Below are 15,223 nucleotides of genomic sequence, written 5' to 3' on the forward strand. Positions count from 1 at the left end.
GAAAAAAATTCTTTACTTTATATAAAAAAAGGGAATGAACATAGTTGTTGAAGAAGAGTCTACTGCCTATATCCTGCGCCTGAACGGAGAGCTGGATGCCTCTACGTGTCTGGAGGTGGATAGGGAAATTGAGTTGGCTCTCTGCAAGCCCATTGAACAGCTATGGATTGACTGTGAAGGGTTGAAGTACATCTCATCTGCCGGCTTAGGCGTACTGATTTCCCATTTGGGTACCCTGGAGGCCAGAAACATCAGTCTGGTGCTGTACGGCATGAGTGCCCATGTCAAAAACGTGTTTGAGCTCCTGGGCCTGCACCTGATTATGACCATCGTCGCTTCTAAGAAAGACGCCTTGCTGCAGGAAAAATAGCCTTCAAAGCTGTCTCTTTTCTACCCTGTCAGCTTCTCCTCCTCATCCGTTTCCGCTAGAAAAGCCCTTTAGAGCCGTCTGCTAAGGATATAACAGCATCCTTCTTCCTTTTCGCCTCTTTTTAGATTTTCAGGCCTAAAAGACCTTAGGCCAGACACTCCCACTAACAAAGCTAGCACTGTGACTTATTGTCAAAGAAGTAAGGCTAATACGAAAGGCGAATTGCTTTACTGTTGACCATAATCGCGCTGTTAATTATCTCCTCTCAATACCGTTTCAAAGATTCCTTCCGGTAATCTAAAGTAGCGCCAATCTCCGTTCTTGCCTAAGTTTTCAGCGTTCTAGTGCTAGGTCTGGCCTGTTTGTTTTCCTCCCGACAAATCTTTTCTCAGCCGCTTAGGCTGGGCTCCTTACCTTCTTTCTCTGATTTCCTGAGTTTAGTATTGTTTTAGCGAAAGGTGCTCAGGTATTGGTAACTGATAACCAAGGCTTGCAGTAAGTTTTGCATTATTTTGAATAACGTGTCGTTTGCCTAATCTTAGATCAAAAGAATAGCCTTGAAATAGTGCTTTTCTGTTTCCGCCGCTTGGTTTATGAGGGCTGGGAATGACAGGTAAGAAGTTAAGCATCGAGGGCAGCCTTCCTGTGGGAAGGCTGCCCTCGATGCTTAGAGATTATATATTAAAAGTAGGTCGTTGGGTTTTAGGGCCTTTTTCCGAAAATCTACCCTAATAGCATTTTCCTTTAATGCGGGATGTCAATGGTGATGCAGGTGCCGTCGCCGGGGGAGGAGTCAATGGTCATGGTGCCTTGCAGGAGTTTCACGCGGTTCCGGATGGTGGTGAGACCAATGCCTTTAGAGGCCGACTTCTCTTGAACATCCTGGGGCATGCCTTTGCCATTGTCCTGCACGCGCACGCGCACGGCTTTGCCTTTGTCCACCACCTGTACCAGGGCCTCGGTGGCCTCGGCGTGTTTCATGATGTTGTTCAGGAGCTCCTGCACAAACCGGAACAGGTGGGTTTCCAGGCCGTAGTCAGTGGGTTTGTCAAAGCCGGTGATCACGCTTTCCACGCAGAAGGAGTTGGTGGTAAGCCGCGTAGCCAGGTCTTTGAGCGCAGACTTGAGCCCGAAATCCACCAGCACCCTCGGGATGAGTTCATGGGCCAACGTACGGGTTTCCTTGATCGCCTCTTCCAGAAAGCCCGCCACCTTTTTGAACGACGTGTCGTGCAGGTCAGCTTCCTCTTTTTCAGACTCCAGTTCTTCCAGGTTCAGTTTGGCGGCGTACAGAAGCTGGGCCAGGCTGTTGTGCAGGGCCTCGGCAATGCGTTTGCGCTCTTCGTTCTGGGTGGTGAGAATGGCATCCATCACGGCTTTCTGCTGGTCTAACCGGTACTGGGTGTCGGCTTTGTGCTGCAGTTTTTGCATGGTGTTGTCACGTACGATGCCCAAGATGCCGGCTACCTCGCGGGCGGCGTTATACACGGGCGTAAGGTTCACCTCAAAAGAACGGTCTTCTGGCAGAAAGGGCAATTTGGTGAGGGTGACTTGCTTGCCCTCCAGCACCTGTTCCAGCTTTTTATGCAGCCGGGCCTTGGTTCTTGGAGGAAACAGCGTAGAAACAGGCTCACCAATGACCTGCTGGCGCTTGATGGAAGATATCTGTTCAATGGCGCGGTTCCAGGAGGTGATCTGTAATTGGTGGTCCAGGGCAATGATGCCGTGGATGTGGGTTTCCAGCAGGTTTTCAGAAAACTCCTTCTCGGCAATCAACTGGTTTTGGGCCTCTTTTACCTCGGTGATGTCAAAGGCAAAGGCAATCCCGTTCTGGTTCTGCTTGTCTAGAAACCCGAAATTCTGGAAATAAATTTGTTTGCCCTCGTGCGTGAACTCAGAGATGAAGGTTTTGGTATGGCCCTGCAAAATGTCATCCACGTTATCTTTTAGGTAGGGGTAACTCTCGTAAATGCTTTGGCCGGCCAGGGAATTGTCTTCTAAGCCCAGGCTGCGGAGGCCATGGCCTTTTACCTCTGTGTAATACCCTTGCTGGTTTACCACGGTTAAAACCAAAGGCAGGTTCTGAAGCAGCTGTTCCAGCAGCATTTTCTGGTGTTGGGCCATTTCCTGGGCTTGTCGCTGGTCAGTTAAGTCAAGGCTGAGCCCAATAATGCCTCCAGAGACGGAGTCCTGGAAGAGGAACATCTGTTTGTAGACCTTCTCGCCGTCTACCTCAAACTGGGTGGTGACAGAGACTTTGTGCCCCTTGAGGGCTAGTTGCACCTGTTCTTCCAGGTCTGGGTGAAGAAAAGACAGGGGTTTGCCCAGGAGCTGGGCCTCCTGCAGGTTAAGGGTTTTCAATCCTTCGCCCTGGCATTCTAAGATGCAACCCTGTTGGTCTAAGCGCCAGAGGGTAACAGGCAGGTTCTGCAGAATGGCGGTAACGGTCTCGTGCAGTTGGCGCAGTTTCTGGTCTTTTTTGTTGCGTTCCGTTAAGTCCATGGCCACTCCCACCAGTTGCACGGGCCTGCCCGAGGTGCCGCGCTTGAAGACCGTCTCCCTGAACATGATGTGCCGCCAGGTGCCGTCCTTGGCTTTGATGCGCACCTCAGAGATAAGGCAATCGCCTTTTCTCACTTCCTCAAACCGGGCGGCCCGGTTCTGGATCAGGTGGGCGTCATCGGGGTGGTAGAGGGAATCCAGCAGGTCGCGCGGGTGGCCTTTGATGTCTGCCAGGGTGTAGCCCAGATACGCCAGAAAATCGCGGTTGTTGTAGAGGTTGCGGCCCAGGATCAGGTCTTCCACGTACAGGAAATCAGCCATGGCCTCGGCGGTCTTTTTTACCAGCAACTGGCTTTCCTGCAGTTTCTCATTGGCAATGCGTTGTTGGGTCACATCCTCAAAAGTGAGCACAAAACCGTCTTCCAGTTTCACGGCCACGCAGTTGAGCCACCGTTCCCGGTTGTTTTCTTTAAAATGGGCTGTAAACGTGGCGGGCTGCCCGTTCTCCACCACATGAATGAAAGTAAAGAAGTGCCCGTCTATTAAAAGCGAAGGCAGCAGCTCTGTGAGGCGGCGGCGGCGCAGCTGCTCAAGGGTGTAGTCCAGGAAGAGCTCGGCGGTACGGTTGAGCAGGAGCCACTCAAAGTCAATGAGCGTGCCATCGCTGTCGCGCACGGCTTTGAACACCTGTATGGCGTTGAGCGAGGAGTTGAGCACCGCCGAGAGCAATTCCTCTTTCTGGGAAAGCTCCAGGTGGGCGGTTTTGCGCTCGGTGACATCTACAAACGCAATGCGGCATTGGTCCGTTTCATTGGTGCGCCGCAGGAGCAGGGCCTCCAGTTGGGCGTAGAAAACGGTTCCTGCGTTGGAAACCACCTGCAGTTCTACCGTTTGGGGGCCGTCTGAGGTTAGTACTTTCCTGAAGAACCCGTAGTATGCGTCAAGGCTGTCTGAGTGGATGAACTGGCTGAACCGCCGGGCCACCAACTGCTCTTTGGAAGAAGCCAGCAACTGCACGCCTTTGGCGTTGGCCTCCTCTATGACGCCGTGCTCATCAAGGGTCACGTACCCAAAGGGCGAATGATGGTACAGGTCTTGGTACTTGGCGGTGGCTTGCTCCAGTTCCTGCGCGGCCAGTTGCAGCTGATGGTTCTGCATCTCCAACTCTACCTGGTGAATCTGCAATTCCTGAATCAGGCGCTGAATCTCCTGGGGGGGCATGTTCTCCACCTCAATGGGCGTGATGGGCCGCTGCAACTTCTCAGCCTCTTGCCGCAACAGGGAAAAATCATGGGCCTGGTTCAGGGAAGCTCTCTCCTCGTTATTCATATAGTCTGCGTTCTGGGTCAGGGGTAGGGGACCAATTGGGCAATACGCTAATTCTCAAAGACCTCCAGGGCCAGCAAGATTTTGAACGGCTTGTTTTCTGTTTGTTCTACCCGCCGGGTATTCAAGACCATTCTGCGGTAGCCCAATACGGAGAACTCGTGTTCCAGTTCCACGTTTTGCAGTTCGGTGCCGGTATTAATCAACTGACTCATAAGCCGCTTCAGCTCTGGAATGTCCCATTGGCCGTTGCCCAGGTGGTAGAGCCACTGGCCTTTGAGCTGCTCTGGAATAAGCTGGAACGTCTGGGCGAAGGCGTTGCTGGCGCTTTCTACCCGCAGTTGACCGTCCAGCACCACCAGGGGCTGCTGAATGAGGTCAATGATGTTGGCCGCGTACAGGCTGGTGGCCGTTACGCTGGCCTCTAGTTGTTTGTAGCTGGTGATGTTGGTGAAGGTGACCACCGCGCCGTCAATGAAATTGTCTGCCGTACGGTAAGGCAGCACGCGCATGGAATACCAGTGCTGCCCATCCATGGTTTGCAGGTGCACTTCTTTGCTCCGGAGCCGGTCCAGCACCTCGCGCACATCCTCGGCAATGTGCTGGTATTTGAGGTTAGAGGCAATGTGCGTGATGGAGCGGCCCACATCGGCCCTGATGAGGTTGAAGATCTGGGTGACCTGCGGGGTGAAGTTCTTGATGCGGAGTTCGTTGTCCAGGAAGATGGTGGCAATCTCGGTGCTGTCCAACAGGTTCTTCATGTCATTGTTGGAATTCACCAGCTCCTCGGTCTTAGTCTGGTACTGGAGGTTGATGGTCATGAGCTCCTCGTTGAGCGACTGCATCTCCTCTTTGTTGGTCATTGACTCTTCATTGGTGCTCTGCAGTTCTTCATTGGCGCTCTGCAGCTCCTCATTGGTAGACTTGAGCTCTTCCAGCGAGGAGTTCATCTCTTCAATGGTGTTCTGCAGGCGCTGCTTGGTGTACACCAGCTCTTTCTCCAGTTCTGCAATGCGGGCGTCTTTGCGCGAGGCTTCTTCTGAGGTCTCTTTGCGGTTTTTGCGCGGTTTGGGCTTGGGCATGTCTTCCAGCACCACCATGAGCATGCCCCGCAACTGGTCTGGCTCCTCTAAAGGCGTGACCGTGATGCGTACAAATTGGGTGCCGTGGTCGGTCTTGATCTGGATGTTCTCGGCCCTTACCTGCTCCTTCAGCACCGCTGCCCGGTTCACCAGGTTGTTCAGCTCAAAGGTGAGTCCCTCGCGGGCCATGTCAAAGATGTTGAGCGTGGCCTGGCCCTGCGCCGGCTCCAGGTACTTGCCCGTGCGCCCGTGCACGTAGAAAATCTCGCCGTTGGGGTTAATGATCAGGGTAGGCGGGGCAAAGTGGTTGAGCATGAGGCGTTGTACCACGCGGCCCATGCTAGACTCTCTCTTCACAGATGCTTGTGGTTCTGGGTTCGGTTTCACGGTTTCTACGGCGTTAAAGGTAAACGGAAACTCTACCAGGCGCGCCAGGGGCAAAGCGGCTTCCTCGCGGCGGGAGATCTTCCATTTGGTATCAAGCGTGGTGAACATATCTGGGAAGCCGGAAAGGGTCTCTGAGGAACCCAGGAACAGCAGTCCGTTGGGGTTGAGCGAGTAATGGAAAACCGGGAACAGCTTTTTCTGCAGCTCAGCAGACAGGTAAATGAGCATGTTGCGGCAGGTGAGCAGGTCTAGCTTGGTGAAGGGCGCGTCACGGTTGATGTTGTGCACGGCAAACACCACCATCTCGCGCAGCTCTTTCTTCACGATGTAGTTATTCTCTGATTTGGTGAAAAAGCGCTTTAAACGCGCCGGTGAGACATCGGCGGAGATGTTCTCCAGGTAGGTAGCCGCACGGGCGCGGGCAATGGCCTCGGGGTCAATGTCGGTGGCAAAGATCTGTATTTTCAGGTGCATGTCCAGTTTCTCCAGGGTTTCCTGCAGCAGAATGGCTATGGAATACGCTTCTTCGCCGGTAGAGCAGGCTGCCACCCACACCCGTAGGTAGTCGCCCTCTTTTTTCTGCTTGAGCAACTCTGGCAGGTATTTCTCCTGCAGAAGAGCGAAGGCCTCGGCATCCCTGAAAAACTTGGTCACGCCAATGAGCAGTTCCTTGAAAAGGTGCTCTACTTCCAGCGGGTTTTCCTGCAGAAACCGCACGTACTCAGAAAACTGGATGATTTGGTGGCTGTTCATGCGGCGCTCAATGCGCCGGAAAATGGTGTTGCGTTTGTACAGCGAGAAGTCATGCCCCGTTTTGTGCCGAATGAGGGTGAAAACCTTCTGCAGCATTTGGGTAGACTTGTGCGCCTCCACCATGTTCTTGGTTTTGATGGAAGGCATGTGGGCGTAAGACACCAGTTTGTTGGGCATTTCCTCTACTGGCAGCACGTAGTCTACAAACTCGGTCTTGATGGCGTTGCGCGGCATGGCGTCAAAGCGGGCGGTGTTGGGGTCCTGCACCATGACCATGCCAAAATTCTCCATGATCATCTTCACGCCCAGCGTACCGTCTGCCCCCATGCCCGAGAGTATAGCCCCGATGGCGTGCTCGCGGCGGTTCACGGCCAGGCTCTGGAAAAAGAAATCAATGGGCATGCGCTGGCCGTTGGGCAGGTCCGGCTCGTGCAGTCTGAAAATCCCCCTCTCCAGGGAGGTCTCTTTGTTGGAGGGCACCACGTACACGTGCTCTGGCTCTACTTGCATGCCGTCTTCAATCTGCAGCACGGGCAAAGTGGTATAGCGCTTGATGATGTCGGTCATCATGCCTTTCTGGGTAGGGTCCAGGTGCGGGACCACCACGTAGGCCATGTTGGTGCCGGTGGGTAAATGCTGGAAGAAGGTCTCATACCCCTCCAAAGAACCCGCCGAGCCTCCCAGGCCCACTACCTGGAACTCAGGGGCGGGTTTAGGCGGCGTCACAATCCCTTTTATCACCTGGAGCTTGGGCGCTTCTGGCTCATGGGTGTTGGCGGCGGCGGGGTTTTCTGTTTCTGTGCTGTCCATAAAGTGTGTACGTAATAAGGAGGGCCGCCACGTTCCTGGGCGGGCATTATCTTTCCAAAACCAGCGATATGATATTTTCCAGACGCCCGCCAGGTCCGTAAAACCTGGCACCTCCTCCATCTTCCAAGGTACAATTATTATGGCATAAACCGGGTAGGTGCCATTCCTTCTTCTTAAGATACCGCATTAATACGTAGCGCTCCAATCCGTAATGTTCCTATAAGATAGGTGAAATACTATATTCAGCTGGCTTTTGGCTGTTTTCCGGCCGTGGCCGTACTAAATGGTACAAGACTAACCCCCTTTTGTATGACACTTCCGCACCACGATATTATTGTAATAGGTACATCGGCCGGAGGCATGGCCGTGCTTTGTGAACTGCTGCAACAACTGCCCCCAGACCTGCCGGCTTCTATTTTCATTGTGCAGCACCTGGCCAGAGACTCTAATTCTGGGGTGCTGGTAGAGCGCCTGAACAAGATTTCCAAGCTTACATGTCTGGTAGGCCAGCATGAACAGACCATTGAGCAGGGAAAAGTGTACTTTGTGCCCCAAGACAACCACATGCTGCTGCAGAAAGGCAGAATCCTTATCACCAAAGGCCCGCGGGAGAACCTGTTCAGGCCCGCCATTGACCCGTTGTTCCGGTCTGCCGCCGCCGCCTACGGCCCCCGGGTCATTGGCATTGTGCTCACCGGCATGCTGCAAGACGGCACTGTGGGCATGGAGATGATCAAGCGCAGCGGCGGCATCACGCTGGTGCAGAAACCCGAGGACGCCGAGTACCCAGACATGCCCCAGAGTGTTTTAACCGAGATTGAGGTAGACTACGTGGTGCCGGTCTCTGAGATGGGCGAGCTTTTGCAGGAACTGGTGTTTGTGCCGGCCTCTTCAGAGGCCGATATTCCCGAGGACATCACTTATGAGGCCTCCATTGCCGAGCGCCTGATGCTGGACACCGGGGAGATTGAAGACACAGAGCTCATGGGGCCGCGCTCTCCGTATTCCTGCCCGTCCTGCGGCGGGGCGCTTTGGGAGTTGAACCAGGGGCACGTAAAGCATTTCCGGTGCCACGCCGGCCACGCCTTTACCCCCGAGGCCTATCTCAACGCCAACGTAGAGTCTATTGAAGAAACCCTCTGGATTGCCCTGCGCATGCTGGAGGAACGCCGCACCATGCTCAGCGCCATGGCCGACCAAGACCGGCGCAAAGGCCACAACCATTGGTCAGAGTCGCAGCAAGAGCGCGCCAACGAGCTGAAGGTCCACATTGCCCGCATCCGCCACCTGCTCATGGCCAACGCCAACGCCAAGAACCAATTTGATTCTGACGAGAAAGAAGCCAGCTGATGCCAAGGGTTTTAGGCCTTTTTTTCACTAAACGGGCCTAAAACACTTCTCCCTTTTTGTTGTTCTATCCTGGCAGGGCACTAGGGATTGGATAACCGATGGCTTCACAGAACGGCAGGTTTCACAAAAGTAACTACCACGCTGGGTTGGCGGTAGAGAGCTGAGCTGCAAAAGGTTGCCGCGGGTTTGCCCCCGCCGGTACCCTGAGTTGAAGAATGAACCTGACCCCGCGGTTAATGTATGCCCGGTAAACCGAAAACCCGCCCTACCTTTGTTCGCCTACCTTACTGAACAGAAGAAAGCGCAAGGTACCCCTGAACGACAGGGCAACACAAAAGCTTTTCTTTTCCCTTACCATCTATCATGGAGAATACCTTAGGGATACCGATCATCCCAGACAATGAAGACGAGCGGCTGGCCAAGTTGCGCAGCCTTAATCTTTTAGATACCCACCGCGAGGAAGGGCCCTTCAAGCACATCGCCAGCATGGCCGCCCGCATGTTCAACGTGCCCATTGCCCTGGTGAACCTGGTAGAAGGCGAGTACGTGCACACCAAAAGCAACGCGGGCTTAGACGTTACTGAGGCCGTGCCCAGAGGCACCAGCCTCTGCTCGCTGGCCGTGCTTCGGCAAGAAGCCACCGTGTTTGAGAACGCACTGTCAGAACCCTGCCTTTTGGCCAACCCCATGGTGACCGGCGGCATGGGGTTGCGTTTCTACGCGGCCGCTCCCCTCACCACCAGCGATGGGTTCAACATAGGGGCGCTCTGCCTTATAGACACCGAGCCCCGGGAATTCTCAGAAGCTGAGAAGCGGGTGCTGGAGAACCTTGCCTCGGTGGTCATGGATAACATTGAGCGGGGCACCACCTAAACACTAACAACTAAAGAACGCAGTCATGGACGGGAAACTACTGGCGCAAGACCCCCACCTCACCATCCAATACGACGTGATCAACGACACCCTCACCGCCGACTGGAAAGGCGAGCAGACCGAGGAAACCGTGCACGATGGTTGCGAAAAGATCCTGCAGTTCATGACCGCGTACCGCTGCGTTAAACTGCTGAACGACAACACCCAGGTAGCGGGCATGTGGTCAGACGCGGCGGAGTGGGTAGCGCTGAACTGGGTTCCCAGAATGGAAAAAGCCGGCTGCCGGTTTATCGCCCATGTCTACTCCCCAGATATTTACGCCAGGCTGTCTGTAGATAAGACCATTGATTTCGGGATCAAAGGCATTCTGGTCACTACTTTCCAGGGTAAAAAGGCCGCCGAGGAATGGCTCTGTGCCGTGTAGCCTCAGACGGCCAAGGTGCTTAAACCAGGTGCGGGCCTGTTATCTTTTTCATCAATAGTTGAAATGAATTGGGGCTTTCAGCCCCTTTTTCTTTAAAACCCCAGAAAGCCTAAACCGGGTAGTCCTCTTCCTTATCCTGTGAACTAGATTGCTTGTTTATACCTGGTTTCTGATAAATACCGTATTTACTCTATTTAAATATGCGTATTACTACAACCTGCTGGTGAAATACCCGTTATAAGTGAGCATAATCAGGAAAGGAGAAGGTATGAGAGTGGAAGAAAAAATTCTGAAAACCGTATTTAGTTTAGTAAAAGGAGACCCGTCACCGGTTCACTTGCCGGTAACGCCCACCAAAATGAGCCAGGCCACCGATCTGCCTCTGGAGCAAGTGGAGGCCTGCTGCAAAGCCCTGGAAAGCCACGGGTACCTCACCAGCACCAAAGGTATCGCCGAGCCGGTGTATTACATCACCAAAACAGGCGTAGATGAGGCCCTCAACCCCACATTGCCCTTTTACATTTATTCTGCGTCAAACCCCCGGCCCAGAAACCGAGCCTAATACCCCTATCACCAACCCAAAACAAAACCAAACTCCCGTTTAAGGCCCGTTTATATATAAACAAGCCCTAAACGGGAGTTCGTATTTTCAAGCGTTTAAGTCACCATAGCAGCCAGACCGATGGTTAGTATGGTTCGTTTTTCTGAGGTTGATTTAATTTCTTGTACTGGATTTTTGTAGGTTCAACCCCTGGCTCACCTGTTTCAGGTTGGGAAGGAAGCATCTGTACTCGGCCAACAATCCCACCTTTTCCCACACCAACAACTCATTATTACGCAGTAGCCAAAGCACCTACCCAAAAGCAAAAATCCCCTCCTTGGAGGGGTAGGGGTGGGTCCCTACTGCCGCCGGTTCTCCTCTACCCAGATCTCAATCGTACGCAGCACGTTCTGCATGTCCTGCTTTACCTCTCTGTCTGAAAAGCGCAGGAAACGCACCCCCAGGTCCTCCAGTCTCCGCTGCCGGGCCACATCCTCTTCAAAAGCATAGTCGTGGCTGTCACCGTCTACCTCAATGGCGAGACGTACTTCTTTGCAATAGAAGTCCACGATGAAGGTATCCAGGGGTTTCTGTCGGTCAAAATCAAGGCCCTGCATCTTTCTGTTTTTCAATTCATCCCAGAGGAGCACCTCAGCAAGAGTACTGTTCTTGCGGAGCTTTTTGGCCAACTCCTTCAAGTACGGTTTGTAGGGAATGATGGTACGTCGCATAGGCCACCGTTTACCCACCCCAACCCCTCCCAGGAGGGGAATAGTTCACTACCAATCGGCAAGTCAAAGCTTTTGAGTTGTTGTTTGCCCCTGCAAGCCAACTACTTACAAATAGTAAAAGCCAAGTCTATTCACCACCCGCATAACAAGTCTGTTCACCATTCAAATAAAATTACCAGAGATTCCCCTCCTGGGAGGGGTAGGGGTGGGTAAAGACTGCTCCCCCAACAACCCATGTTTTTAAAAGTATAGCACCTCCGGCCGCTCCTTACTACTTGACCGCACTTCCCTTCGGAAAACAGCAGAGTACAGCAAATGTAAACCCACCCCAACCCCTCCCAGGAGGGGAATTCCTAAGACACGTTGGTTGCTTGAAAGACAAGCATGATGCCATAGGAAACAGGCTGTCATTGGTATTTTACCAACGGATGAATCCCCATCTACCAGCTTTCTGCTTAGTACCACCTCCGCCGAATTTTCAAGGGCTTACTCCACCACCACGTTGTCCACGTGGACCTGCACTGTTCCGTTAATGTCAACGCTGGCCCAGAACATGCCTTGGGTGCTGAAGGTGATGCCGGTGTTTCCCTGGGCATCCAGTGCGATGACACCGCCTTCTCCGCCGGCTTTGGCTACTTTCTGGTGAATGACCTCCTGTACTGCCTGTTCCACGGTGAGGCCTTTATATTCCATGAGAGCCGCAATGTCATGGGCAACGGTGTGGCGCATGAAAAACTCGCCGTGACCTGTGCCTGAGACTGCGCAGACGTGGTTCGCGTAGGTGCCCGCGCCAATGATAGGGGAATCGCCCACCCGCCCGAAACGTTTGTTGAGCATGCCGCCGGTGGAGGTGCCCGCCGCCAGTCGGCCATCCAGGTCCAAAGCCACGGCACCCACGGTGCCCAGTTTAGTGGAGGGTTGCGGCTGACCTTGGGCCTCGGCGGCTTTCACTTGTTGTATCTGGGTGCGGCGCTCTTCCAACTCAAAATAGGAGGGAGGCACCAGCTCCAGGCCCACGGTGGCGGCAAACGCCTCGGCGCCGGAGCCCACCATCATCACGTGGGCCGAGGCTTCCATGACCTTGCGGGCCGCGGAGATGGGGTTCTTGATGGTGCGCACCCCGGCCACCGCACCCGCTAGAAACGCAGCACCGTCCATGATGGAGGCGTCCAATTCTACGGTCTCGTCATTAGAGAAAACCGCCCCATGCGCGGCGTTGAATAAAGGAGAATCCTCCAGAATCCTGATGCTGGTTTCTACGGCCTCCACACTGCTTTTGCCTTCCAGCAAGGCCTGGTAACCGGCCTGCGCCGCCTCGCGCAATTTGGCCTCGTAGGCAGTTCTGCGTGGGACAGGCAAGGGTTCTGGGTAGACGTTGCCGCAGCCGCCGTGCACAACAAGGGCCGGAGCAGAGGTAGAGGGTGAAGATTGAGACATTTCAGGTGTTTGATTTATGAAATCAGATGGGCAAGTTACAGCTTTGCCGCCGCTTTCCAGCCCATGATGTTCAATCCTGAGGAAGGTGTGGGAAGAATGTAAACCCCCGATGAAGATAAGGTGCTGTTTTCAGGCCATTTCCTGAAAATCGGCTTGAAAACAAAATTCAATTAGAAATAGAATCAGCATTTGCCTGTTGAAGCCAAACACCAGGATGATGGCCTAAGTAAAAAGCGTTTCAGGCCTGCTTTATGCAAAACAGGCCCGAAACGCTTTTCGCATTTTATGGTTGATTTTATTTGTCTCTCCTACCTTAGACGAAGTTTGAAGACGGAGAAGGCTTATTCTGTATCCCACTCGCCGGTGTCATCTCGCCAGATGGCCAGGTAGGTGGGGTCATTGTTCTTTTTGCAGGCCCGGAACATAAGAGCCGTCTCAAAGCTGAATTCCACGTTTCCCTCTGGGTCTAAGGCGATGAAGTTGCGGTCGCCCTCAATGCGGTCTTTGTATACGGTCATGGCTTCCTGGGAGGCCTCCTTCAATGACAGGTTTTTGTATTTCATGAGGGCGTACACTTCATGGGCCACGTTGGCGCGCATGATGCCTTCGCCATCGCCGGTGCAGGAGACGGCTACTACCTCGTTGTTGGCGTAGGTGCCGGAACCGATGATGGGCGAGTCACCCACTCGGCCCGGGTACTGGTTTTCCAGGCCTCCGGTAGAGGTAGCCGCGGCCAGGTTGCCGTCCATGTCCAGGGCCACGGCGCCCACGGTGTCTTTCAGGAGCTCATCCTTTTCCTTCTTTTTGGCCTTCTTCAGAGACTTTATTTTTTCCTCGGTTTTGAAATACTCCTCGCTTTTCATCTCCAGATCCTGCTCCCGGGCAAAGTTCTCGGCCCCAATGCTGGTGAGAAATACGTGCGGGGAGCGCTGCATGATGGTTTTGGCCAGGGTAATGGGGTGCTTCACGTGTTTCACCCCAGACACGGCCCCAGCCTGCATGTTTTTTCCGTCCATGATGGAGGCATCAAATTCTATGCTTTCGTCTTTGGCCAGGCTGCCGCCGCGACCGGCATTAAAAAGTTGGTTGTTTTCCATGCTTTTCACGGCGGCTTCCACGGCATCAATGGCGCTGCCGCCCATTTCCAGGATGTGCCAACCGGCCATGAGGGCGTTGTCCAGTCCATGCCGGTAGGCTGCCTCTTTGGCCTCTCCTAATTCCTCGCGGCTTTGGTTCTCGGCTCCTCCATGGATGGCAATGACGAAGTTCTTCTTCATAACGGTAGTGTCTTTGGTTGTAGGGTATGCGCGTGGTTCTATCCCCGTTGTTTAAATGTACGGCGCCTACAGAATGCGGTTGGTTAGATAAGTACTGAAAGAAAGCCGGGGATTTACGGAAGCGCGGTTTTGGGTACTTTTTCTGATTTCAGGCGCTAAACGGAAGAGGGGTTTCAGCTGGTTCTTGCAGCTTGGCAACCAAACACAAAACCGCCTTGATTGAGAAAATTCAGTGTTTTATCATCAGATTTCCAGTGTTTGTTCCGGCACTTTCCAGGAGGGGAAGAACGTATGCATAGTACTATTAAGAGATCTAATAAATGACGGCCGCAGGGTATTTTTAGAAGTGCCCCATGGAAAAACCATCCAAAGTATAGCAGATGACCTTACATCCCAAATACGGCAAAACCTGGCTTAGGCTACCCGAGAAAGCCAAGAAGTGGCTGCGCCAGTGGGATTGGGTTAGTCATACCGGGAACCATTTTGCCGCAGGTGAGCAGGCAGGAAAAGATCACCATACGGCTACCGCCACTACGCAGAAATAATCAAGGAGAACCCAGAGCCATGCAAAAGATCATCACAGAGGAGAGAGGCGATAACTTGGTTATTCTGTTGCAGAATGACCTGGATGCATCTGACCAGCAGTTAGCGCACCAGTTGCAGCGTACCCGGCACGGCGGCCACCTAAGCATTTTGGTGGACTGCGCCAGTCTGGAATGCATTAAAACCTTGGGTTTCTGCCATTTTGTGAACCAATTGCTCTTGTTGAAGGTCTACGAGGTAGACATTGCCCTGCTGAACCTAAGCCAGAAGCAGCAACATATTCTGCGGCTTTTGCAGGTGGAGCCGTTCTTTCACGTGATACCAGATCTTGGGGAAGCCCCTTCATCAGAATAAGCGCTAAAGAAAAGGTTTCCGCGTCTTACCTTTTCATTGGGAAGGTTAGTCTACACGGCAAGGTTTGAAGTTTGCAAACGCTTCAAAAAAACAGAAAGCAAGGAGAGTAGAAACAGAATGAGGCTGGAAGAATTTACCGATATGAAAGAGGGGCTGGCCTATCTGAACCAGCAAGGATATATCCATACGTTTCAATACTGCCCGGAGGGGTGGCTTTGCCCGGAAACCCGGCAGGCCTTCGCCCCGGAAGAAATGCAGGTGGAGGCTTGCCACCGGTTTCAGCACTACGGCGGCGCCCGAAGCGTGGCGGTTCTTTACGCAGTGCAGGCAAGAAACGGCCTCAAGGGCATTATCATAGACAATTGCTCTACCTACGGCAACGCCCAGTTTGGGGAATTTCTGGTGCGCATGAAGCTTCACCAGATTCAGCCCATTCTTCCAAAACAAGCCAATAACTGACCTC

At 53.3% G+C, this 15,223-nt stretch carries 13 protein-coding genes; 8 read left to right on the top strand and 5 right to left on the bottom strand.

Going from position 1 to position 15,223, the window contains the following annotated elements; genetic code table 11:
- Positions 1-34 precede the first annotated feature (34 nt).
- On the top strand, positions 35-370 hold the full coding sequence (locus FOA19_RS21110) for an STAS domain-containing protein (RefSeq protein WP_149092817.1): 336 nt from the start codon (positions 35-37) through the stop codon (positions 368-370).
- 744 nt (positions 371-1,114) lie between these two features.
- Here the strand turns inward: FOA19_RS21110 and FOA19_RS21115 are convergent.
- The gene (locus FOA19_RS21115) at positions 1,115-4,201 is read right to left on the bottom strand and encodes a PAS domain-containing sensor histidine kinase (RefSeq protein ID WP_149092818.1); all 3,087 of its coding nucleotides are present in this window, start codon (positions 4,199-4,201) and stop codon (positions 1,115-1,117) included.
- A 47-nt stretch (positions 4,202-4,248) separates the two neighbouring features.
- Positions 4,249-7,230, bottom strand: coding sequence for a CheR family methyltransferase (locus FOA19_RS21120; RefSeq protein WP_190300503.1), 2,982 nt, complete (start codon positions 7,228-7,230; stop codon positions 4,249-4,251).
- A gap of 309 nt (positions 7,231-7,539) precedes the next feature.
- Between FOA19_RS21120 and FOA19_RS21125 the strand changes: the two genes are divergently transcribed.
- From FOA19_RS21125 to FOA19_RS21140, 4 genes are all read left to right on the top strand, one after another.
- Entirely contained in the window at positions 7,540-8,580 is a 1,041-nt protein-coding gene (locus tag FOA19_RS21125; RefSeq protein WP_149092820.1) for a chemotaxis protein CheB, read from the top strand.
- 363 nt (positions 8,581-8,943) lie between these two features.
- Complete coding sequence (locus tag FOA19_RS21130; RefSeq protein ID WP_149092821.1) at positions 8,944-9,453, top strand: GAF domain-containing protein; 510 nt, start codon at positions 8,944-8,946, stop codon at positions 9,451-9,453.
- Between the two features lie 25 nt (positions 9,454-9,478).
- On the top strand, positions 9,479-9,877 hold the full coding sequence (locus tag FOA19_RS21135; protein ID WP_149092822.1) for a hypothetical protein: 399 nt from the start codon (positions 9,479-9,481) through the stop codon (positions 9,875-9,877).
- A gap of 268 nt (positions 9,878-10,145) precedes the next feature.
- A complete protein-coding gene (locus tag FOA19_RS21140; protein ID WP_149092823.1) occupies positions 10,146-10,439 on the top strand; it encodes a hypothetical protein in 294 nt (97 codons plus the stop codon).
- Positions 10,440-10,777: 338 nt separating this feature from the next.
- Here the strand turns inward: FOA19_RS21140 and FOA19_RS21145 are convergent, their stop codons facing one another.
- The 3 genes from FOA19_RS21145 to FOA19_RS21155 all read right to left on the bottom strand — a co-directional run bounded on the left by FOA19_RS21145 (position 10,778) and on the right by FOA19_RS21155 (position 13,863).
- Positions 10,778-11,149 carry an endonuclease domain-containing protein gene (locus tag FOA19_RS21145; RefSeq protein ID WP_149092824.1) on the bottom strand — a complete coding sequence of 124 codons (372 nt, stop codon included), beginning with the start codon at positions 11,147-11,149 and terminating at the stop codon, positions 10,778-10,780.
- A gap of 486 nt (positions 11,150-11,635) precedes the next feature.
- Entirely contained in the window at positions 11,636-12,586 is a 951-nt protein-coding gene (locus FOA19_RS21150) for an isoaspartyl peptidase/L-asparaginase family protein (RefSeq protein WP_149092825.1), read from the bottom strand.
- A gap of 341 nt (positions 12,587-12,927) precedes the next feature.
- Positions 12,928-13,863, bottom strand: coding sequence for an isoaspartyl peptidase/L-asparaginase family protein (locus FOA19_RS21155; RefSeq protein ID WP_149092826.1), 936 nt, complete (start codon positions 13,861-13,863; stop codon positions 12,928-12,930).
- A 380-nt stretch (positions 13,864-14,243) separates the two neighbouring features.
- On the opposite strand from FOA19_RS21155, the gene FOA19_RS23465 reads away from it, so the two are divergent.
- The 3 genes from FOA19_RS23465 (at position 14,244) to FOA19_RS21165 (ending at position 15,219) form a co-directional block, all read left to right on the top strand.
- Positions 14,244-14,408, top strand: a complete 165-nt coding sequence (locus FOA19_RS23465; RefSeq protein ID WP_190300504.1) for a hypothetical protein — start codon at positions 14,244-14,246, stop codon at positions 14,406-14,408.
- Between the two features lie 19 nt (positions 14,409-14,427).
- Positions 14,428-14,760, top strand: a complete 333-nt coding sequence (locus FOA19_RS21160; protein WP_149092827.1) for a hypothetical protein — start codon at positions 14,428-14,430, stop codon at positions 14,758-14,760.
- A gap of 117 nt (positions 14,761-14,877) precedes the next feature.
- Positions 14,878-15,219: a hypothetical protein gene (locus FOA19_RS21165; RefSeq protein WP_149092828.1), complete on the top strand. Its 342-nt coding sequence runs from the start codon at positions 14,878-14,880 to the stop codon at positions 15,217-15,219.
- The last annotated feature ends 4 nt before the right edge of the window (positions 15,220-15,223 follow it).

Source organism: Rufibacter hautae (genome assembly GCF_008271695.1).
GTDB lineage: Bacteria > Bacteroidota > Bacteroidia > Cytophagales > Hymenobacteraceae > Nibribacter > Nibribacter hautae.